The following is a 19,152-nucleotide window of genomic DNA, read 5'->3' on the forward strand; positions in this document are numbered from 1 at the left end:
CCGTTCATCCGGGCCTTGCCGGGCGGGGAAATGCTTATGCGGCGGGACGTCGCGGGGTGAATTTCCCCGGACGCCCCGCCGCATGGTCTCGACCGCTCCCCGGTGCCCTCGCTACTTGCCGCCGCCGAGCGAATGCACGTAGACGGTGAGCGCCTTGATCGTCGTCGGGTCGAGGCGGCTCGACCAGGCGGGCATGATGCCGCCGCGCCCGTTGGTGACGGTCGCGATCACGCTGTCGCGGTCCGAACCGTAGAGCCAGATGCCATCGGTGAGGTTCGGCGCGCCGAGCTCGGGATTGCCCTTGCCGTCCGGACCGTGGCAGGTGGCGCAGTTGGCCTCGAACACCTCCTTGCCCTTGGCGAGGTCGCTCTTGGCCTCGGCCGGCGCCGGCAGGTCCGACAGCGAGCGCACATAGTCCGCCACCGCCACGATCTCCGGCTTCTGGAGCATGCCGTCGCGGCCGAAGGCGAGCATGTCGCCGACATGCGCGTCGGGATCGTTGGAACGGATGCCGTGCAGGATGGTCTGCTGAATCTGCTCGAGCGAACCGCCCCACATCCAGTCGTCGTCATTGAGGTTCGGATAGCCCTTGGAGCCGGCGGCGCCGGCGCCGTGGCAGGGCGCGCAATTGTCGCCGAAGGCGGCGCGGCCCTGGGCGCGGGCGAAGGACAGCAGCTCGGGGCTGGCCTCGATCTGTTCCAGCGACGCGGCCTGCAGCTTGTCGGCGAAGGTCGCACGCTGCGCCCGCAGGTCGGCGAGTTGCACCTGCACCGCGTCGCGCGACTTCCAGCCGAGCACGCCATAGGTGTAGCTGGAGACGAGCGGCCAGGCCGGGTAGGCAATCCAGTACAGCACCGCCCAGACGATGCAGCCGTAGAAGGTCCACAGCCACCAGCGCGGCAGCGGATTGTTCAGCTCGCGGATGCCGTCCCACTCGTGGCCGGTCGTCGAGACGCCCGTGACGGCGTCGACCTCGTTCTTGTGATGCTCGGCCATGTTCAATCCTCACGCAACGGCATGCGGGCGGCATCTTCGAACTGCTTCTTGCGCCGCGGCGAGAGCGCATAGGCAAGCACGCAGAGGAAGAGCCCGAAGAAGTAGAGAAGCCCCCAGGTCTGGGCGAATTCGGCGAGGGCGCGATAGGTCTCGTTCATCCCGGCCTCCTCAGCGGATGTTTGCCTTGTCGTCGTAGAGCTTGAAGTCGACCATGGTGCCGAGCGCCTGCAGATAGGCGATCAGCGCATCCGCCTCGGAGAGCAGCTTCGGATTGCCGTCGAAGTCGCGCTGCTGCGCGCCCGGATAGCGTTCCGCCAGCCCGTCGGCATCGGCATTGGGGTCGGCCTGGGCGTGCAGGTCGGCGAGGGCGTCGGCGATCATCGCCTCGCTGTAGGGCACGCCGAGCACGGCGTTGACCTTCAGGTCGTCGGCGATCTGGTCGACCTTGAGCCGGTTCTGCGCCAGGAAGGGATAGCCTGGCATGATCGAGCCGGGCACCACCGAGCGCGGATCGGCAAGGTGCTGGCGCTGCCATTCGTCGGAATACTTGTTGCCGACGCGAGCAAGGTCCGGCCCGGTGCGCTTGGAGCCCCACTGGAACGGCCGGTCGTACATGCTCTCGGCCGCCAGCGAGTAATGGCCGTAGCGCTCGACCTCGTCGCGCAGCGGGCGGATCATCTGCGAGTGGCAGTTGTAGCAGCCCTCGCGCACATAGATGTTGCGCCCGGCCAGCTCCAGCGGCGTCCAGGGACGCACGCCGGAGACCTTCTCGATGGTGCTCTTCAGGTAGAAGAGCGGCACGATCTCGACGAGGCCGCCAATGGCGACCACGAGGAGGATGCCGATCAACAGCCAGATCGAGTTCTTCTCGAGGAAGGCATGCTTGGCCCAGATGGACTTCTTGGTGGCGGCTGCTTCAGCCATGATCTTGGTCCTCACTCAGCCGGCACGAGGGAAGGGTTGCGCACGCTGGTGTCGGCTTCCGCCGTCTCCGGCAGGCGGATCGTCATGATGACGTTGAACGCCATGATCAGACCGCCGATCAGGAACAGGACGCCGCCCACCGCGCGGATGATGTAGAAGGGGTGCATCGCCTCGACCGTCTCGATGAACGAGTATTCGAGGAAGCCGAGCGAGGTGTAGGCGCGCCACATCAGGCCCTGCAGGATGCCCGCCACCCACATCGCCGAGATGTAGAAGACGATACCGATGGTCGAGATCCAGAAGTGCCAGTTGACGAGGCGCAGCGAGTACAGCTCGCGCTTCTGCCAGAGCCACGGCACCAGGCAGTAAATGGCGCCGAAGGAGATGTAGGCGACCCAGCCCAGCGCGCCGGAATGCACATGGCCGATGGTCCAGTCGGTGTAGTGGCTGAGCGAGTTCACCGACTTCACCGACATCAGCGGCCCCTCGAAGGTCGACATGCCGTAGAAGGCGACCGAGACCACCATCATGCGGATGATCGGATCGGTCCGCAGCTTGTCCCACGCGCCCGACAGCGTCATCAGGCCGTTGATCATGCCGCCCCAGGAGGGCATCCACAGGATGATCGAGAAGGTCATGCCCAGCGTCTGCGCCCAGTCCGGCAGCGCCGTGTAGTGCAGGTGATGCGGGCCGGCCCAGATGTAGATGAAGATCAGCGCCCAGAAGTGGATGATCGACAGCCGGTAGGAGTAGACCGGCCGGTCGGCCCGCTTCGGGATGAAGTAGTACATGATGGCGAGGAAGCCGGCGGTCAGGAAGAAGCCGACCGCGTTATGGCCGTACCACCACTGCACCATGGCGTCCTGCACGCCCGCCCACACGATGTAGGACTTGGGCGAGAACACCGACACCGGGATGCTGGCATTGTTGCCGAGATGCAGCATCGCGATGGTGACGATGAAGGCAAGGTAGAACCAGTTCGCCACATAGATGTGCGGCTCCTTGCGGCGCCAGAGCGTGGCGAGGAAGACCAGCAGATAGGCCACCCACACCACGGTCAGCCACAGGTCGGCATACCATTCCGGCTCGGCGTATTCCTTCGACTGGGTGATGCCCAGCAGATAGCCCGTGCCGGCGATGACGATGAAGAAATTGTAGCCGAGCACGACGAACCACGGTGCCAGGTAGCCGGCCAGCCGCGCCCGCGAGGTGCGCTGCACCACATAAAAGGAGGTGCCGATCAGCACGTTGCCGCCGAAGGCGAAGATCACCGCCGAGGTGTGCAGCGGGCGCAGGCGGCCGAAGGCAGTCCAGGGCAGGTCCAGATTGAGCCAGGGGAAGGCGAGCTGGAAGGCGATGATGACGCCGACCAGGAAGCCGGCGATGCCCCAGAACACCGCCGCCAGGGTGGCGAACTTCACCGGGCCGAAATTGTAGTTCGGCTTGCCGTCGATCTCGAGCGACGGCAGGGCGGCGGGCCGATCCATGTAGCGGTTCAGGATGACGAACACGGCCGCCACGCTGGCCAGCGCCGACAGATAGGCGTGGAAGGCATAGGCCGTGTCGTGCGTCTTCGCCGCCACGGTGATGCAGGACAGCGCCAGAATCCCAAAGACGATGGCCAGGCCGCCCTCGCCGAATGTCATCCTCTTCCGTCCGGACTGATCGACGCCCGGCTCGGTGGCGCCCGAACCGCTGATCTCTTGCCCGGCGGAGCTGTTTAGCTGCGTCATGCGACCCTCCACGCTCCGATCGAATTGATCTGGAACGACTCCACAGTGTGGATCGAGCTTTCGCGCCGCGCGCCGCCAACAACCTTGATACAAGTCAAGGCTAAGGGTCTTCACGGACGCGCGAGGCGGCGGCCGAATGCCGCGCCTGTAGCCGGTTCCGGATTTCGACCCCCGTCGCACGCTCGCCGCGCGCTCGCCCTTGCCTACCCCGCTCCGGCCGCCTAGAGACGGACAGTGTCGCGAGCGAGGACATCGCGAGCGAGGGCCGGGACGCAGGACATGATCCGTTTTCTCTTCCGCTTCGTCGGCTTGTGGGTTTTCGCCGGCGCCTTCGTCGCCCTGGTACTGGACGGCGTGCGCTCGATAGCCTCCTCGGAGATCGTCACCACACCGCTGGGCGTCACCTGGCTCGCCACCAGCGCGGACTCGCTGGCGCGCTTCCAGGCCTTCGTCGAGGCCAACCTCTCGGCTGCCGTCTGGGAGAACCTCGTCGTGCCGGTGCTCGGCGCGCCGCTCTTCGCCGTGCTGGGCGTCGCCGGCATCGCGCTGCTGCTCATCGGACGCCGTCCCGGGGCGTGACGCCCAACAAGGCGTGATCGCGCCGCGCCCCGCCGCCTCTCGCAAGCCGGGCCGGCGCTCCCCATATTGGCGGCATCCAATCGAGGGATTCCCCCATGTTCTTCTTCAAGAAGAGTCACGACCTTCCCACGCGGGAGCAGGCGCTGCCCGGGCGCGCGCGCGCGCTCCCGACCGCCGAGCGCCATTTCGTCAATGGAAACCCGCTCAAGGGCCCCTACCCCGAGGGCTATGAGACCGCGATCTTCGGGCTCGGCTGCTTCTGGGGCGCGGAACGCAAGTTCTGGCAGACGCCGGGCGTCTTCGTGACGGCGGTGGGCTACATCAACGGCATCACCCCGAACCCGACCTATGAGGAGACCTGCACCGGCCTCACCGGTCATGCCGAGGCGGTGCTGGTGGTCTTCGACCCCGCGACGGTCAGCTACGAGCAGATGCTGAAGCTGTTCTGGGAGAGCCACGACCCGACGCAGGGCATGCGACAGGGCAATGATGTCGGCACCACCTACCGCTCCGGCATCTATGTCACCTCGCCCGAGCAGCGGGCGCAGGCGCAGGCGAGCCGCGCCGCCTATGACGTGGCCTTGAAGGCCAAGGGGTTCCCGGCCATCACCACCGAGATCGTCGACGCCCCGACCTTCTACTTCGCCGAGGACTACCACCAGCAGTACCTCGCCAAGAATCCGAACGGCTATTGCGGCCTTGGCGGCACGGGCGTCTCGTGCCCCATCGGAACGGGCGTGGCGGCCTGACGACCCCGGGCGCGGCGGGCTCCCTCGCCGCCCCTCCCTCCGGCGCCCCGGCGCGGACGCTCCCAGTCTATCGCTCCCTGTCTATTCTTGGTCGCATCGCTCCGGCGTCTTCCGTCCGGGAAGCGCGCGGCGGTAACGTTCGAGCCTCGTAGCTTGATCGAGGAATTCCCGTGACCGCCCGGTTCCCGAAGAAGATCCATTCCACCCTCGTTGCCCTGATGCTCCCGCTGGTCGCCGGCGCGGCGCAGGCGCAGCAGCCGGCACCGACGCCGCATCTGCCGACGGTGCTACGCGACGCGCGCTATTGCGAGATCGTGCCGATCCACGTCACGCTGGAGGGGCTAAAAGCCTCCGTCTACAACACGCTCGGCTTCGACGACTGCCCAGCTGACAAATGGGACGCCCTCACCCGGCGCGACCTGCTCCGGCAGTTCGACACGCTCGCGGTGGTGATGAACGGCCCGCGTCATTTCCTCATGGACGACATCATCGCCACCGGCGACACGAAGACCGGCGACGTGATCACCCTCGGCGGCCTCGTGATGGCCAAGCGTGCGGAAATCTCGCTCTCGCTGCATCAGGCGATGGGCCCCGCCTATACCGAGCAGACCATCGACCGCGAGACGACCTACCGCTTCGACGCCGGCAAGCCGGTGTTCCAGCTCACCGGACCGGACGGCGCGGTCTATGTGATGCAATCCTACGCCCAGATCGTCGACCCCGCGCTCGCCTATGAGGCGCTGCCCGGATTAGGAGCGAAGCTGAAGCTGCCCGCCGGCTGGAACTATGGCGTGCACACGCCCGACAAGGACCTGCTCCTCGTCGCCACCGGCAAGGCGATCGTGGTTCAGGACAATCTGAAGAACACCTACCAGAAGCTGATGCCGAACTGACCGCGCATCGGGGCGGCAGCAGGCCCGGTTCCCGGCACGCCCGGCCGGGAACCCCTTCCCCCTCGTGCCCCCTTGCCGTCGACGCAGCGGCATGTCACCCATCCCGCATCCGCGAGAGGCGGGGTCAGGTCGGGACGCGCGGCGCATGGAAAAGCTCATTGAACGCTTCATCTTCATCAGCCGCTGGATCATGGCGCCGTTCTATATCGGCCTCGTCATCGCGCTCGTCGTGCTGCTGTTCAAATTCGGCGTGGAGCTCGTCCACTTCATCGCCCATGCTTGGCAGTCGGACGAGAGCGACATCATCCTCGGCATATTGTCGCTGATCGATCTCACCTTCACCGGCAGCCTGGTCATCATCGTCATCTTTTCCGGCTACGAGAACTTCGTCTCCAAGATCGACGCCGAAGGCCACGCCGACTGGCCGGAATGGATGACCAAGGTCGACTTCGCCGGCCTGAAGCAGAAGCTGCTCGCCTCCATCGTCGCCATCTCGGCCATCGCGCTGCTCAAGGCCTTCATGAATCTCGACAAGGGCGTCGACGAGAAGCAGCTCACCTGGCTGGTCATCATCCACGTCGTGTTCGTCGTCTCCGGCGTGTTTCTTGCTTGGACCGACCGGCTGTCGGAGAAAGCACACTGATCTATCTCCATATGATCGCCGTTTATTGACTTAAATGGACGCGTAATTCATGTGATAAAGAGAAGATGACGCAGACCGAAGAGCCCTCATGAGCGACGACGCGCCCACGCCCGGCAACGCCACCAACCGCTCCGTCGCGCGCGCGCCCGCGCGCATGTCGGCGCTGGCGCGCCTGCCGGTGTTCTTCGCGCTGCAGGGCCGCCGCGTGGTGCTGGCCGGTGGCTCGGAAGCCGCCGCGTGGAAGGCCGAGCTGCTTTCCGCCGCCGGCGCGCGCGTCGAGGTGTTCGCGCCCGAATTCTGCGAGGATCTCGCGAGCCTTGCCGCCGCGCCGCCGGAAGGGCCGGTCACGCTCATCGCCCGCGACTGGACGGCGCCCGACCTTGCCGGCGCAGCGCTCGCCATCGGCGCCATCGAGGACGACGCGGACGGCGCCCGCTTCGCGGCAGCCGCGCGTGCCGCCGGCGTGCCGGTCAACGTGGTCGACAAGCCGGCCTTCTGCGACTTCGCCTTCGGGGCCATCGTCAACCGCTCGCCGCTGGTCGTCGGCATCTCCACCGACGGTGCCGCGCCGGTGTTCGGGCAGGCGGTGCGGGCCAAGATCGAGGCGGTGATCCCGCAGGGTTTCAAACGCTGGGCCGAGGCCGCGCGCGGCTGGCGCCCCGCCGTCGCGGCGCTCGCGCTTTCCTATCAGGGCCGCCGCCGCTTCTGGGAACGCTTCACCGAAGCCGCGCTGGAGACGCCGGAGGCCGAGCCTTCGGCCGCCCTGCGCGAGAGCCTTCTCGCCCGCGCCGAGGTCGAGCGCGCGGAGGCGCCGCGCGGCTCGGTGGCGCTTGTGGGCGCGGGGCCGGGCGACCCGGAACTGCTCACGCTGAAGGCCGTGCGCGTGCTGCAATCGGCCGATGTGGTGCTCTATGACGATCTCGTCGCCCCGGCGGTGCTCGACGTCGCGCGCCGCGAGGCGAGGAAGATGCTGGTCGGCAAGACCGGCTATCGCCCCTCCTGCAAGCAGGACGACATCAACGCGCTGATGGTCTCGCTGGCGAAGCAGGGCAAGCGTGTCGTCCGCCTCAAGGGCGGCGACCCGATGGTGTTCGGCCGCGCCGGCGAGGAGATCGCCGCCGCCCGCGCCGCCGGCCTGCCCGTCGAGGTGGTGCCGGGCATCAGCGCGGCGCAGGGCGCGTCGAGCCGGCTGGCCGTCTCGCTCACCCATCGCGATCATGCGCGGCGCCTACAGTTCATCACCGCCCATGCGCGCGACGGCAAGCTGCCGCGCGACCTCGACTGGCAGGCGCTGGCCGACCCGGCGGCGACCACGGTGGTCTACATGCCCCAGCGCACCTGGGGCGAACTGGCGGGCAAGGCGATGGCGGCCGGGCTCGACCCGGCGACGCCGGCCATCGCGGTGTTCGCCGCCACCCGCCCGGAGGAGCGGCAGGTGCCGGCCACCGTCGCCACGCTTTCGGCCGCGCTGGAGCGGGCGGTGGCGGACGGCGCCACCGGCCCGTGCCTCATCCTGTTCGGCCACGCCATGGGCGAAGCGGCGGCGTTCGCGAACGAGGCGGACGACGCGGCGCGGACAGCGCGGGGCTAGTGCGCCATCCGTCATCCCGGCCAAGCGAAGCGCGAGCCGGGATCGTCATCAGGATGGAGAGCGATCCCGGATCGGCCTGCGGCCGTCCGGGATGACGACTTCCTGAGAAGCCTCTCAGCCGATCCGCTGTTCCAGCTTCGCGTAGAGCGGGTTCTCGGCCGCGAACACATAGTCCAGCGGCCCCACCGACACCGTCGCCGCGCCCTGTTCGCGCAGGAAAACGGCCAGCGCGTGCAGTGTGTCGGGCGGGCAGTGCAGCGTCACCATGCCGGACGAGGTCGGCGCGCCGAACGGCGCCACGGCGCGGAAGCGGCGCACCGCCTCCTGCACCACGCCGGCGTCGCAGGCGGAAAAGCGCGTCTTCACCTCGCGCATGGTGGCCGCGCGCTTGGCCGCCGTCACCCGGTCGAGCAGCGCCCGCGCCGAGGCCCGCGCCTGCGCGTTCCAGTCCGCGTGGAGGGAGGCGACGAGATTGGCCTCCGAGCGCAGGATGATGCCGTCGTCGACCACCTTCAGCGCGTTCGCCGCCAGCGTCGAGCCGGTGGTGGTGATGTCGACGATCAGCTCCGCCGTCCCCGCCGCCGGCGTGCCCTCGGTGGCCCCTAAGCTCTCGACGATGCGGTAGTCGACGATGCCGTGGCGGGCGAAGAAGCTCCGCGTCAGGTTGAGATACTTGGTCGCCACCCGCACCCGCCGGCCGCGCGTGGCGTGGAAATGCGTCGCCACGTCGTCGAGGTCGCGCATGGTGCGCACGTCGATCCAGGCCTGCGGCACCGCGACCACGACATTGGCGAAGCCGAAGCCCAGCCCCTCGACCAGCAGCACCTTGGAATCGGCCTCAGTGATGCTCTCGCGCACCAGATCCTCGCCGGTGACGCCGAGATGCACCGCGCCCGCCGCGAGCTGGCTGGCGATCTCGGAAGCGGAGAGATAGGCCACCTCCACCCCCTCGACCCCGGTCAGCGTGCCGCGATAGTCCCGCACGCCGCGCGACTGCGTCAGCGCCATGCCGGCGCGGGCGAAGAAGGCGGTGGCGTTCTCCTGCAGCCGGCCCTTGGAGGGCACGGCGACGATGAGGGGGGAATGCGTGCTCATAGACGGGCCTCCACCGCATCGAGCCGGTCGAGCCAGACGGCGAAGCCGACCGCCGGTATCGGCTCGCTCGCGCCGAGCCGCGACAGCAGCGCGTCATAGCGCCCGCCCGCCACCAGCGGCGCGGAAAGCCCGCCTTCTCCCGCACCGTTCTCGTGCAGCTCGAACACCATGCCGCTGTAATAGTCGAGCGGCCGGCCGAAGGCGGCGGCGAAGCACAGCCGCTCCGGCTCGATGCCCTGCGCGGCGATGAAATTGGTGCGGCTCTCGAAGGCGTCGAGCGCCTGGGCGAGGTCGAGCCCGGCCTCGTCGGCCAGCGCCCGCAAGCCCGCCGCCACCTGATCGGGATTGCCCTGGATGGCGAGATAGCGCTCGATCACCGCGATCTTCTCGGCCGACAGCCCCTCGGCGTCGCCGGGCGCCGCCTGTTCGAGGAAGCGCTCGGCGATTTCCGACACGCTGCGCCCGCCCACCGTCGAGATGCCGGCGATGGAGAGCAGGTCGGTCACCAGCGCCCGCGCCGCCGCCGGATCGGAGCCGGCCAGCGCCGAGAGCACGCCGGCATGGGCGGTGACGCCGCCGGCCGCCGGGCGCTGCTTCAGCGTCGCGAGGTCGGCGCCGAGATCGCCGGAGCGGGCGAAATCCTTGATCAGCCGCCGCCGCCAGAGCGGGGGCAGGTCGAGCGCCTCGAGCAGCGTGGCGAACAGCCCGGCATCGCCGACGCGGATGGTCGGGTCGATCACCCCCCACAGCGCCGCCGTCTCCAGCCCCAGCGCCAGCACCTCGGCATCGGCCGCCTCGCGGTCGGCCCGGCCGAAGGATTCGACGCCGGCCTGCAGCAATTCGCCACCGGCGACATCGGAGCGGAACACCGGGCCGAGATAGGCGAAGTCGCGCGGCTGCGCGGCGCCGTCGTCGATGAAGTGCCGGCACACCGGCAGCGTGAGGTCCGGCCGCAGGCACAGCTCGCGCCCGTCGGGATCGGTGGTGATGAACATGGTGCGCCGCATCTCCTCTCCCGACAGGTCGAGGAAGGCGTCGGCCGGCTGGAGCACCGGCGGCTCGACGCGCGCGAATCCGGCGCGCGCATAGAGCGCGAGCAGTTCCTCGGCGTGGCTTTGGTCGGCGGGCATGCGTCGGGTCCGGTCTGCTGTCACGGGGCGCGGCTGCGCGCTTCTAGCAAAGGGGGCGGGCGCGGTCCATGCGCGGACCATGACATGGTTTCCGAACGGGAGGACGCGCGGGGGCCCGCCGGGCGGGCAACACGAAAAGCTCCGGCGCCCGGGAGCGACGGAGGCACGAGCGGTTCGCCCCCCGCAATGGGGCGCGCGGGGCGCCGGGGCTCACGCTCCGGCGGTCGCCTGCACCTTTGTGGAAGAGTGGTGCAAGCTTTTCGTCAACCAACCGACGCGCCGCTGCCGGCGCCCCGCACGCGGTGTTTGAGGCTTGCTCCCTGCGGCCCCCGGAGGACGAACCGTTGCTATCCTCCGCTGCGAGGCACCGCGTGCCGGCGAACCGGCGCGCGCCGCCCCAGTGATCCGCGGCAGGCGGACCGGGAACGCACGGCTTGGGCCGCCGCGCGCCGGGGTGCGTTATCCCCTCCGCGCGGCCACCGCCCCATCCCGCGCGAGCCGGCCGCTCCGGTTGCGCCCCCTCATCGGGACAGGTGGCGCCATTATCGCGCCGGCCGGCAGGGGTGCGGATAGATTTGGCGGCAACGATGGCGGCCGCCGCCCTCCAGGGCCGTCCTCCCGGCCGAGCGCAGCGAGAGCGGGGATCGTGCTCACGGGGCGAGCGATCCCGGATCGGCCGTGCCGGCCGTCCGGGATGACGCGGTGCCGCTGGTGCCGGGCTGCGCCCGTGCCGCTCAGCCGAGGGCGGCGCCGTGCGGCACGCCGTGATGGTCGAGCAGCTCGCGCACCTTCGCGACGAGTTCCTCATCACCGCAGGCGAACTGCGCCGGGCGGCTCTCGCGCCACTCGGCATTGTCGGTGATGGCGGCGGCGGCCTTGGCGCCCTCGATCAGATCCTTGATCTGGACAGTGCCGGCGGCGCGCTCGTCCGAGCCCTGGATGACCACGCAGGGGGAGTTGCGGCGGTCGGCGTATTTGAACTGGTTACCGAGATTCTTCGGATTGCCGAGATACATCTCGGCGCGGATGCCCGCCTGCCGGAGCCGCGCCACCAGGCCCATGTAATGGGCGGTCTGGTCGCGGTCCATGACGACGACCACCACCGGGCCGAATTCCGGTTTGGCGTCTGTCTTGAGGTAAGACAACGCCGAAGCCAGCCGCGAGACGCCGATGGAAAAACCCGTAGCCGGCACAGCTTCCCCCCGGAAGCGCCCGACCAGCCCGTCATAACGCCCGCCGCCGCCGACCGAGCCGAAGCGCACCGGGCGGTTCTTCTCGTCCTTCACTTCGAAGGTCAGCTCGGCCTCGAAGACCGGGCCGGTATAGTATTCGAGGCCACGGACGACGGAGGGGTCGATGCGGATGCGATCCTCGCCATAGCCGGAGGCACGACACAAATTAGCAATTTGGTGTAGCTCCGAAACCCCAGCCGAGGCGACCTCATTCCCAGCGTAGTCACGCGCGAGCTGCTGGAGGTAGGTCTGCTCGTCAATCGTCACCGGATCTTCATTCATGGGCTTGGCCGTTCCCACGAGCATTGTTTTAATAAGCGCTCGAACCTGATGGTTCGACAACTGCGCCCCCCGTGTGAAGTCTCCGCTATCGTCAAGGCGGCCTTCGCCCAACAGTTCTTGGACGCCGGAGACACCAAATTTATCGAACTTGTCGATGGCCCGCAGCACGGTGAGCCGCCGCCCGGCATTGTCGTCGCCGCCAAGGCCGATGGCCTCCAGCACGCCGTCGAGCACCTTGCGGTTGTTGACCTTGATCACATAGTCGCCGCGCGCGATGCCCAGCGCCTCCAGCGTGTCGGCCATCATCATGCAGATCTCGGCGTCGGCGGCGACGGTGGGGGCGCCCACCGTGTCGGCGTCGAACTGCATGAACTGGCGGAAGCGGCCCGGGCCGGGCTTCTCGTTGCGGAAAACCCAGCCGGCGCGGTAGCTGCGGAAGGGTTTCGGCAGCTTGTCGAAATTCTCCGCCACATGGCGGGCGAGCGGGGCGGTCAGGTCGTAGCGCAGCGACAGCCACTGCTCGTCATCGTCCTGGAAGGAGAACACGCCCTCGTTCGGCCGGTCCTGATCGGGCAGGAATTTTCCCAGCGCGTCGGTATATTCGATGAACGGCGTCTCCAGCGCCTCGAAGCCGTAGAGCTCGTAGACCTTGCGGATGGTCTCCAGCATGGCCCGCGTCGAGGCGAGCTCGCCCGGGCCGCGATCGGCAAAGCCGCGCGGCATGCGGGCTCTGAGCTTGGAGGGTTTGTCCTTGGCCATCGGCGCCGTCCTTCACGAAGTACGGCGCGGGTTTAGAGGACAGGCGGGAGGCGGGCAAGGGAGAGACCGCCCGGACAACCGAAACAGGCAAGAAAGCGAAGGAAACCCATTCCTGGTTGGTGTATAAGAAAATAGCAACCTTGGAGGGTAGACGGTGCCGCATTCGCCTTCCGCTTTCATGGCGGCGTTGGTCGCGCTCTCGACGCTCCTGCCGGCCTCGCGGGCAACGGCGCAGATGTTCCTGCCACCCCCGCCGCCGCCGCCCATCGCCCCCTATGGCTTTCCGCAGCAGGGATATCCGCAGCAGGCGATGAGCAATCGCTGCGCCAGCCGCGCGGGCGTGTGCCTCCTGCCCGGCTTCGGGCCGGCCGGCGCGCCCTGCGCCTGCCAGACGCCCTATGGCGCCGCGCCGGGCCAGATCCTCCCCTGAGGCCGCCCCGTCAGACGGGCCGGCCGGTCCTGGCTCAGCCGGCGCCGGCATCGGCCGCGGCGCCGGCCGCCGCGCCGCCCGGCGGCTTCTGCCTCTTCGGGTCGATGTCGGTGAACAGCTCGTAGCGCGGCACGCCCAGCACGAGCGAGACCTTCTCCTGCATCACCCCGTCGACCGGCGCCGTTCCGTCCACCCAGTCGGCGACCTGCTCCGGCTCCACCCCCTCGATGCGCGCGGCCAGATCCTCGGCGCTCATGATGCGCGCCGGCCCGGCGAGCCGGGCGGCAAGCCCGACCGCCCAGCGCGGCGGCTCCTGGAACGCCGCGCTGCCGATCAGGGCTCCCGCCGAGCGCCGGGCCGCATAGATCACCTGCTCGGACAGGAGCCCCGCGCCGATGGCGACGAAGGCGACGAAGAACGGGCTGAGGGTCGAGGAATCGAGCGACTGGCCGCCGCCGGAAATCACCACGAGGCCGGAGCGGAACAGGATGAACAGGATCACCGCGCAGACCATGCCGCGGGCTGGGTCCACCATCAGGTCCGACCATTTCAGCTCGCGGGCCGGCAGGATGTGCCAGAACAGGATCTTCAGCATCGCGCCCATCGCCCCGCCGAACACCAGCAGCCACGAGGCGAGATAGTCGGGCGAACTGAGCAGCAGATGCTGGGCGAGGCCAAGCGAGACATTGTTGTAGTAGCGGAACTGGTTGACCAGATCGAAACGCCGCTGCGTCTCCATCTGCGCCGGGCTGGTGCCGCCCGAGGCGCCCGCATCGCCTTTGTCCGGGAGTGAGGTCGAGGTGGTATCCGATGCGGTGGACGACGACGCCTGCCCGGCGCTCGGCAGGGACGCCAGCGCGGACGGCGCACCGCCCACCAACACGTCCCTCGGTAAGCAGGGAATATCGTTGTAGCGCGCATCATCCAGTTGGCCGGCCAGCCACCCCGCCCGCGAACACACCCTATCGGCGCGCTGCGACTGGATTTCGAGCTGTGCGTTGAGCCGGGTGAAGATGCTGTGGTTCTTCTTCGCGATCTCGACGATGTCGTACATGTAATAGGCGTTGAACCCCCTGTCGCCGGTGTCCTGCGTCGCCGCGCTGCGGCAGACCTGACATGTGTCCGGCTTCATGTGGGCCCAGAATTGCCGGGCCACGATCTCGGCAAATTTGGGCGACGCCAGATGGCTGCTCCTGGCCCACACGGCGCCCCGTGGCATGCTGTTCGGGTTCATCCCGGCAAGCGTGCCCTCGAAGGGAATGCCGTGCAGAAAATCGCGGCATCTGGCGTAGTGGTTGGGCTTGGCATCCGGCAGCGGCGGGGGGCGGAGTTGGGGCCAGCGATGGCTGCCGGAACTGCGCGCAGACTCGCTCGATTCGGTTCTGCACCTCCACCTTCTCGCCCTCGATTTCGGCGGAAAGAGCGACCATCTCGCTGTGAATCGACTGCAGCAGGACGAGTTGCACGTCGAGCAGGTCGCGTATTGTCGCCTCGTAGAGCACGTCGCGGGACTGGATTTCCGGCTGGAACCGCGCCAAGCGCCCCTGATATTCGATGAAGGCCATGAGTTGGGCGACGATGAGGACGAAGACACCGCTCAGCAGCGCCGCGATGATGGCGATCCATTCCTGGCTGCCGCCGGTCGACGGCGCCATTCCCGGCGCATCGCCACGCGCGCCGACCGCATGGCCCGTCGCGTCGACATCGGCCATGCGCCCCTCCCGTGCCCCACGACACCCAGCGGTTCAGATCAGCCGCGATAGCAAATCATAAGTTGTATAATCTGTTGTTGCAATCATTCGGTGCGACGCCACCGCGACGTCCGCCGCGGTGGCGGCATCGGAAAACGAGCGTGATCGGAAAAGGGCTTGATCGGGCTGCGGGCTGGGCCGCCGCGCCTCAGGGGCGCAGCCCGGCCGCCAGCCGCGCCTCGATCGCGTCGAGGACCGGCAGCAGGTCGGCGACGGTGTCGATGACGAAATGCGCGCCGGCGGCGAACAGCTTGTCGCCGGCGCGCTTGCGCAGCGCCGCGCGCTCGTCGGGCGCCAGCCGGTCGAGCTCGGCCTTGGACAGCCCCGCCGCATTGCCCGACAGCGCGAGCCCCACCGTCCAGGTGCCGGCCGCCAGCCCCTCGGCGATGCCGGGCTCGGTGTCGTCGAGCTTCACGCAGGAGGAGGGCGGCCACACGCCAATATCGGCGAAGGTGCGGTACATCATGAGCGGCGAGGGCCGACCGGCGGCGAGGTCGCCGGCGCAGACCACGTTGTCGGGCGCATAGCCGGCGCTCGCGGCGAGCGGCATCAGCTTTTCCATGATCGGGCGGGTATAGCCCGTGGTGGAGCCGATCCTCATGCCGCGCCGGCGCGCCTCCGCCACCACTTCCAGCAGGCCGGGGATGATGTCGGCGTGGCGCGGGATCACCTCGACATTGAGCGGCTCGAAGATGGCGAGCACCCGGTCGACATCGCCCTCCGTCGGCGCGGCGCCGTGGGCGGCCTGCCAGCGGGCGGAAATCGCCGGGCTGTAGATCAGCGCCGCGACATGGTCGCGCTTGGGCAGGCCCATCGGCCCGCGCGCCTCCTCGATCGAGATCGTGATCCCGACCTGGCCGAAGGCCTCGACGAAAGCGCCCATCGGCGCGCGCGAACCGAAATCGACCGCCGTTCCGGCCCAGTCGAGGATGAGCGCCTTGAGGGCCATATGCGTCGTTCTCCGTTTGCTGTCGTGGGCGGTCAGTCGAACAGCTCGGCCACCGCCTCCTCGGCGATGGCGAAGCCGGTGGAGGCGCCGGTACCGCTCGTCACCACCACCAGCCTGATGGAATCGTGTGGCCGGTCGATGAAGGCCAGCCGGTCGGAGGCGGAGGCATAGGTGCCGATCCAGCGCTCGGCCACCGGCGGCCGGCGGCCGAACAGGGCGGCGTATTCGTCGAGGATCAGCTCGTCCACGAAATCCGGGGCGAAGGGGTCGGGCGTGGCGCCGTAATGATGGCTGTCGCCCACCACCAGCGAACCATCCGCCGACTGCACCACGATGAGGTGCACGCCGTGCGCCAAATGTTCGGCCTGCTCGGCTTCCAGCACGCGCTTCAGCGGCGCGGCCTCGGGAAGCTCGGCATAGCCGAGATAGCGGCCGAGCGAGAGGTCGGTCATCACCGAACCGGGCAGCGTGCCGACCGCCGGATCGCTGACGCGCAGCATGTGCAGCTTGCAGCGGGTGACGCCGTAGAGCGCGAAGCGGTCCTCGAACAGCGTGTGGAAATCGTCGCCCGGCGCCACCACGATGCGCGCCGCCGCGACCGTGCCGCCGGAGGTGTGGACCTTGCCCGGCTCGACCCCGGTCACCGCCGTCTCGCGGCGGAACGCGATGCCCTCCGAGGCCAGCCAGGCGGCGAGCCTGGGGATCGCGTCGCGCGATTCCACCCGCATGTCGTGCGGGCTCCACAGCCCGCCGGAAAGTTCGCCGGCAAGCGCCGGCAGACGCGCGCGCGCCTGATCGGGCGTGAGCAGGTCGCAGCCCTCGCCCATCTCGGTCGCCCGGAAGGCTTCGAGCACCGGCATCGCCTCCGGCCTGCGCACGGCGACGAGCAGGCCGCGATGCACCACCGCGATGCCGGCCCGCGGGGCCACCTCGGCCCAGATGTCGCGCGAGCGCATGGCCCGGCGCCAGCATTCGCCGCGCTGCTGGCCGGTGACGGTGACGAAGCCGAAATTGCGGATCGAGGCGCCGTTGGCGCGCGCGTCGCGGTCGATGACCACGGCCTTCAGGCCGCGCCGCCGCGCCGCGATGGCATGGCCGAGGCCGACGACGCCCGCACCGACGATGGCGAGATCGAAATTGTCCGACATGGGAAGGGTCCGGTTGGCGACGGTCCAGGCGGGAAGGAGCCCGAGAGCCTATAGCCGGTTCGCGGGCGCCGCGCCACGCGACCTTGGTCCGGCCGCTCGCGACCGGACGTCTCAGTTCGCGGCGGCGGCGGAACCGCGGGCCGGCAGGCCGATGGCGGCGAGGTCCGCCCGCACCCGCCGGGCGATGGCCGGGTCGGGGAAGAAGCGGCCGATCATCGTGTCGGGCTCGCTGGCCCAGGCCGGCGCCAGGGCGAGGAGCTTGCGCAGATCCGCGCGCGCCGACTCGTCCTCGCCGGCGAGATGGCTGGCAAGCGCACGGGCGAGCAGCCCCGGTGCGTAGCCCTCGCCCATGAGCTGGTCCGCCGCCGCCGCCGCCGCCGGGGCGTCGCCCCTCAGATAGGCGGCGATGACGCGGTGATAATCCACCCAGGGCGGCATGCCCGGAGCCGAATGCGCGGCCTTGGCCAGCATCGCCTCGCCGCGCGCGCCTTCGCCCAGCGCCACCAGCCGCCCGCCAAAATCGGCCAGCACGTCGACGTCGTAGGGATTGAGCTCCAGCGCCGCCTCGCCGGCCGCGAGGGTGGCGCCGCGCTCGCCACGGAAGAACTGCACGTCCATCAGCACCCTCTGCGCATAGGCGCTGGTCGGCGCCAGCTCGACGGCCTGCTCGGCAGCGGCGAGGGCGCGGTCGAGAGCCCGCGTGCCGGCGCGCGGATTGGCGCCCATGCGCACCTCGTCGAGATAGAGCTCGGCCAGCAGCGCGTAGCCCAGCTCGAAGGTGCGGTCGGCCTCCACGGCCTTCTCAAGGCAGGCGCGCGCCTGATCGTGTTCGGCCGGCACGTAGGAGCGCCAGTAGGAATAGGCCATCAGCACGCAGCCATAGGGACCGGCCGTCGCCGGCCCGCCGGCCGCCGTGACGCGGGCACGGGCGCGGGTCTGGATGACGCCATAGGGCTCGGCGATGGCGGCCATGATGTCACGCACCAGCGCGACCTCGGAGGCGCTCGCATCCCCCCCGCGCCTGAGGCTGTCGAACTCGCGCGACCAGACGATGGTGCCGTCGCACAGGTCGGAAAGACGCAGCAGCACCGAGATGGTGCCGTCGTCATGGTTCTCGACGAGGCCGCCCAGCGCGAAGGCGGAGTTGGGCGAGGCTCCCCCGCTGGCGCAGCTCAACGCCGGGCGCGCATCGGGACTGGCCAGCACGTCGAGCAGATCGAAGCGCGCCAGCGCGTCGCGCACGCGCACCTCGATGGCGCGCGCCGTGAAATCGCCACTGGTCACCACCCCGGCAATGCCGGTGATCTCGCTCGGCGGCAGGGGCGTGCCGCCGGTGGAGTCGAAATCGCGCACCTCCACCATGGGAATGCCGAGGCGGTTGGTGCGCTCGATCGGATGCCAGGCCGCCCCCGACACCAGGGCCCGCAACCCGAACGGATCGACGCTTTCCACCACCGCGCCGGAGGCGATCACCAGCGCCGCGAGCAGGAGAAGCCCCAGCGCCAGCACCCGGACGCGGCTGCGCCGTCGCCCGCCCGGTGCCGGTGGCGGCAGGGCAGTGCCGACAGGCTCGCCGTCGCCGGAAGCCGCTGCGCCGGCATCCGCGTCCGCCTCGTCCACCAGCGCCGCGATGGCCGGCGCGCCCGCGCCGTGCGGCAGGAACTGCGGCACGTAGCTGCCGCGTGGCACCGCGATCTCGATCGGGTCGTTGGCGCCGGCGCCGGCATAGTAACGCTCCAGCGCACGGCGCAGCCGCGTCGCCTCGACGCGCACGATGGGGTCGGCCTGCGGATCGAAGGACGCGTCGCGCCCCAGCGCCTCGACGGCGATGGTGTAGCCCTTGATCGCCTCGCGCCGGCCGTCGAGCGTCGCCTCGACCACGAAACGCAGTATGTTGGAGAGCTGCGGCGAGGAGCGCAGCTCCTCGGATTCGAGCACGAGCGCCAGCGCCCGCCGCACCGCTTCCGGCGTAATGCGGGCCGAACCGGGCGCCGCATCCACGTCGGCTCCGGGCGTTTCAGCAGTCGTGCTTTCGGGCACTGCGCAGTCCTATCGTGGTGCCGCTCCCGGTTGCTCCCCCTAAGCCGGGCGCGGGCAATGACACCCCATGGGGCGGAAACGCATGACGCAACGTGACACTATCACGCCATGAGCCGAGTTGATGGCCGCGATGAGGCCGCACGGTCAAGTCGACGGGCGCGGCAGAAAGGAAAGTGATCACATCATGATTATTTCTCGTGAGCGTCTCCTGCCCACGCATTATACATG

General features: G+C 69.2%; 18 protein-coding genes. 6 read left to right on the top strand and 12 right to left on the bottom strand.

Annotated features, from left to right (window positions below):
- Positions 1-111: 111 nt before the first annotated feature.
- The 4 genes from ccoP to ccoN are packed head-to-tail and all read right to left on the bottom strand — an operon-like array spanning position 112 to position 3,566.
- Positions 112-996 (bottom strand): cytochrome-c oxidase, cbb3-type subunit III, encoded by an 885-nt coding sequence (gene ccoP / locus AC1PZ7_RS00615; RefSeq protein WP_482357587.1) that lies wholly within the window; start codon positions 994-996, stop codon positions 112-114.
- Between the two features lie 2 nt (positions 997-998).
- Entirely contained in the window at positions 999-1,154 is a 156-nt protein-coding gene (locus AC1PZ7_RS00620) for a cbb3-type cytochrome c oxidase subunit 3 (RefSeq protein WP_482357588.1), read from the bottom strand.
- Between the two features lie 10 nt (positions 1,155-1,164).
- Positions 1,165-1,920, bottom strand: coding sequence for a cytochrome-c oxidase, cbb3-type subunit II (ccoO, locus tag AC1PZ7_RS00625; protein WP_482357589.1), 756 nt, complete (start codon positions 1,918-1,920; stop codon positions 1,165-1,167).
- A gap of 11 nt (positions 1,921-1,931) precedes the next feature.
- Positions 1,932-3,566 carry a cytochrome-c oxidase, cbb3-type subunit I gene (gene ccoN, locus AC1PZ7_RS00630; protein WP_482359534.1) on the bottom strand — a complete coding sequence of 545 codons (1,635 nt, stop codon included), beginning with the start codon at positions 3,564-3,566 and terminating at the stop codon, positions 1,932-1,934.
- Positions 3,567-3,932: 366 nt separating this feature from the next.
- Here ccoN and AC1PZ7_RS00635 point away from each other — a divergent pair, with 366 nt between their 5' ends.
- From AC1PZ7_RS00635 to cysG, 5 genes are all read left to right on the top strand, one after another.
- Positions 3,933-4,232, top strand: coding sequence for a hypothetical protein (locus AC1PZ7_RS00635; RefSeq protein WP_482357590.1), 300 nt, complete (start codon positions 3,933-3,935; stop codon positions 4,230-4,232).
- 95 nt (positions 4,233-4,327) lie between these two features.
- A complete protein-coding gene (gene msrA / locus AC1PZ7_RS00640; protein ID WP_482357591.1) occupies positions 4,328-4,981 on the top strand; it encodes a peptide-methionine (S)-S-oxide reductase MsrA in 654 nt (217 codons plus the stop codon).
- A 170-nt stretch (positions 4,982-5,151) separates the two neighbouring features.
- Entirely contained in the window at positions 5,152-5,874 is a 723-nt protein-coding gene (locus AC1PZ7_RS00645; RefSeq protein WP_482357592.1) for a hypothetical protein, read from the top strand.
- 145 nt (positions 5,875-6,019) lie between these two features.
- The gene (locus AC1PZ7_RS00650) at positions 6,020-6,517 is read left to right on the top strand and encodes a TIGR00645 family protein (RefSeq protein ID WP_482357593.1); all 498 of its coding nucleotides are present in this window, start codon (positions 6,020-6,022) and stop codon (positions 6,515-6,517) included.
- Positions 6,518-6,605: 88 nt separating this feature from the next.
- A complete protein-coding gene (gene cysG, locus AC1PZ7_RS00655) occupies positions 6,606-8,108 on the top strand; it encodes a siroheme synthase CysG (RefSeq protein WP_482357594.1) in 1,503 nt (500 codons plus the stop codon).
- A 114-nt stretch (positions 8,109-8,222) separates the two neighbouring features.
- Here the strand turns inward: cysG and hisG are convergent, their stop codons facing one another.
- The 3 genes from hisG to hisS form a co-directional block, all read right to left on the bottom strand.
- Positions 8,223-9,203 carry an ATP phosphoribosyltransferase gene (gene hisG / locus AC1PZ7_RS00660; protein ID WP_482357595.1) on the bottom strand — a complete coding sequence of 327 codons (981 nt, stop codon included), beginning with the start codon at positions 9,201-9,203 and terminating at the stop codon, positions 8,223-8,225.
- Positions 9,200-10,333 (bottom strand): ATP phosphoribosyltransferase regulatory subunit, encoded by a 1,134-nt coding sequence (locus AC1PZ7_RS00665; RefSeq protein ID WP_482357596.1) that lies wholly within the window; start codon positions 10,331-10,333, stop codon positions 9,200-9,202. Before AC1PZ7_RS00665 ends, hisG begins: the two co-directional genes overlap by 4 nt.
- Before the next feature lie 734 nt (positions 10,334-11,067).
- Positions 11,068-12,606, bottom strand: coding sequence for a histidine--tRNA ligase (hisS, locus tag AC1PZ7_RS00670; protein WP_482357597.1), 1,539 nt, complete (start codon positions 12,604-12,606; stop codon positions 11,068-11,070).
- 154 nt (positions 12,607-12,760) lie between these two features.
- On the opposite strand from hisS, the gene AC1PZ7_RS00675 reads away from it, so the two are divergent.
- Positions 12,761-13,036, top strand: a complete 276-nt coding sequence (locus AC1PZ7_RS00675) for a hypothetical protein (protein WP_482357598.1) — start codon at positions 12,761-12,763, stop codon at positions 13,034-13,036.
- 34 nt (positions 13,037-13,070) lie between these two features.
- Here AC1PZ7_RS00675 and AC1PZ7_RS00680 read toward each other — a convergent pair whose 3' ends face one another.
- From AC1PZ7_RS00680 to AC1PZ7_RS00700, 5 genes are all read right to left on the bottom strand, one after another.
- A complete protein-coding gene (locus AC1PZ7_RS00680; protein ID WP_482357599.1) occupies positions 13,071-14,090 on the bottom strand; it encodes a hypothetical protein in 1,020 nt (339 codons plus the stop codon).
- On the bottom strand, positions 13,999-14,748 hold the full coding sequence (locus AC1PZ7_RS00685) for a hypothetical protein (protein WP_482357600.1): 750 nt from the start codon (positions 14,746-14,748) through the stop codon (positions 13,999-14,001). Before AC1PZ7_RS00685 ends, AC1PZ7_RS00680 begins: the two co-directional genes overlap by 92 nt.
- 187 nt (positions 14,749-14,935) lie before the next feature.
- Positions 14,936-15,736, bottom strand: a complete 801-nt coding sequence (gene phnX, locus AC1PZ7_RS00690; RefSeq protein WP_482357601.1) for a phosphonoacetaldehyde hydrolase — start codon at positions 15,734-15,736, stop codon at positions 14,936-14,938.
- Between the two features lie 32 nt (positions 15,737-15,768).
- Positions 15,769-16,884, bottom strand: coding sequence for a TIGR03364 family FAD-dependent oxidoreductase (locus AC1PZ7_RS00695; RefSeq protein ID WP_482357602.1), 1,116 nt, complete (start codon positions 16,882-16,884; stop codon positions 15,769-15,771).
- 111 nt (positions 16,885-16,995) lie between these two features.
- The gene (locus tag AC1PZ7_RS00700) at positions 16,996-18,885 is read right to left on the bottom strand and encodes a tetratricopeptide repeat protein (RefSeq protein WP_482357603.1); all 1,890 of its coding nucleotides are present in this window, start codon (positions 18,883-18,885) and stop codon (positions 16,996-16,998) included.
- Between the last annotated feature and the right edge of the window lie 267 nt (positions 18,886-19,152).

Source organism: Ancylobacter sp. TW_SC_1 (assembly GCF_056836805.1).

What these genes read in the sequence shown, in the direction of transcription:
- ccoO (WP_482357589.1), bottom strand. Translation starts at nt 1,920, where the DNA reads ATGGCTGAAGCAGCCGCCACCAAGAAGTCCATCTGGGCCAAGCATGCC.
- hisG (WP_482357595.1), bottom strand. Translation starts at nt 9,203, where the DNA reads ATGAGCACGCATTCCCCCCTCATCGTCGCCGTGCCCTCCAAGGGCCGG.
- msrA (WP_482357591.1), top strand. Translation starts at nt 4,328, where the DNA reads ATGTTCTTCTTCAAGAAGAGTCACGACCTTCCCACGCGGGAGCAGGCG.
- AC1PZ7_RS00650 (WP_482357593.1), top strand. Translation starts at nt 6,020, where the DNA reads ATGGAAAAGCTCATTGAACGCTTCATCTTCATCAGCCGCTGGATCATG.
- AC1PZ7_RS00665 (WP_482357596.1), bottom strand. Translation starts at nt 10,333, where the DNA reads ATGCCCGCCGACCAAAGCCACGCCGAGGAACTGCTCGCGCTCTATGCG.
- ccoP (WP_482357587.1), bottom strand. Translation starts at nt 996, where the DNA reads ATGGCCGAGCATCACAAGAACGAGGTCGACGCCGTCACGGGCGTCTCG.
- phnX (WP_482357601.1), bottom strand. Translation starts at nt 15,736, where the DNA reads ATGGCCCTCAAGGCGCTCATCCTCGACTGGGCCGGAACGGCGGTCGAT.
- ccoN (WP_482359534.1), bottom strand. Translation starts at nt 3,566, where the DNA reads ATGACATTCGGCGAGGGCGGCCTGGCCATCGTCTTTGGGATTCTGGCG.
- AC1PZ7_RS00620 (WP_482357588.1), bottom strand. Translation starts at nt 1,154, where the DNA reads ATGAACGAGACCTATCGCGCCCTCGCCGAATTCGCCCAGACCTGGGGG.
- AC1PZ7_RS00635 (WP_482357590.1), top strand. Translation starts at nt 3,933, where the DNA reads ATGATCCGTTTTCTCTTCCGCTTCGTCGGCTTGTGGGTTTTCGCCGGC.
- hisS (WP_482357597.1), bottom strand. Translation starts at nt 12,606, where the DNA reads ATGGCCAAGGACAAACCCTCCAAGCTCAGAGCCCGCATGCCGCGCGGC.
- cysG (WP_482357594.1), top strand. Translation starts at nt 6,606, where the DNA reads ATGAGCGACGACGCGCCCACGCCCGGCAACGCCACCAACCGCTCCGTC.
- AC1PZ7_RS00695 (WP_482357602.1), bottom strand. Translation starts at nt 16,884, where the DNA reads ATGTCGGACAATTTCGATCTCGCCATCGTCGGTGCGGGCGTCGTCGGC.
- AC1PZ7_RS00685 (WP_482357600.1), bottom strand. Translation starts at nt 14,748, where the DNA reads ATGGCCGATGTCGACGCGACGGGCCATGCGGTCGGCGCGCGTGGCGAT.
- AC1PZ7_RS00680 (WP_482357599.1), bottom strand. Translation starts at nt 14,090, where the DNA reads ATGTACGACATCGTCGAGATCGCGAAGAAGAACCACAGCATCTTCACC.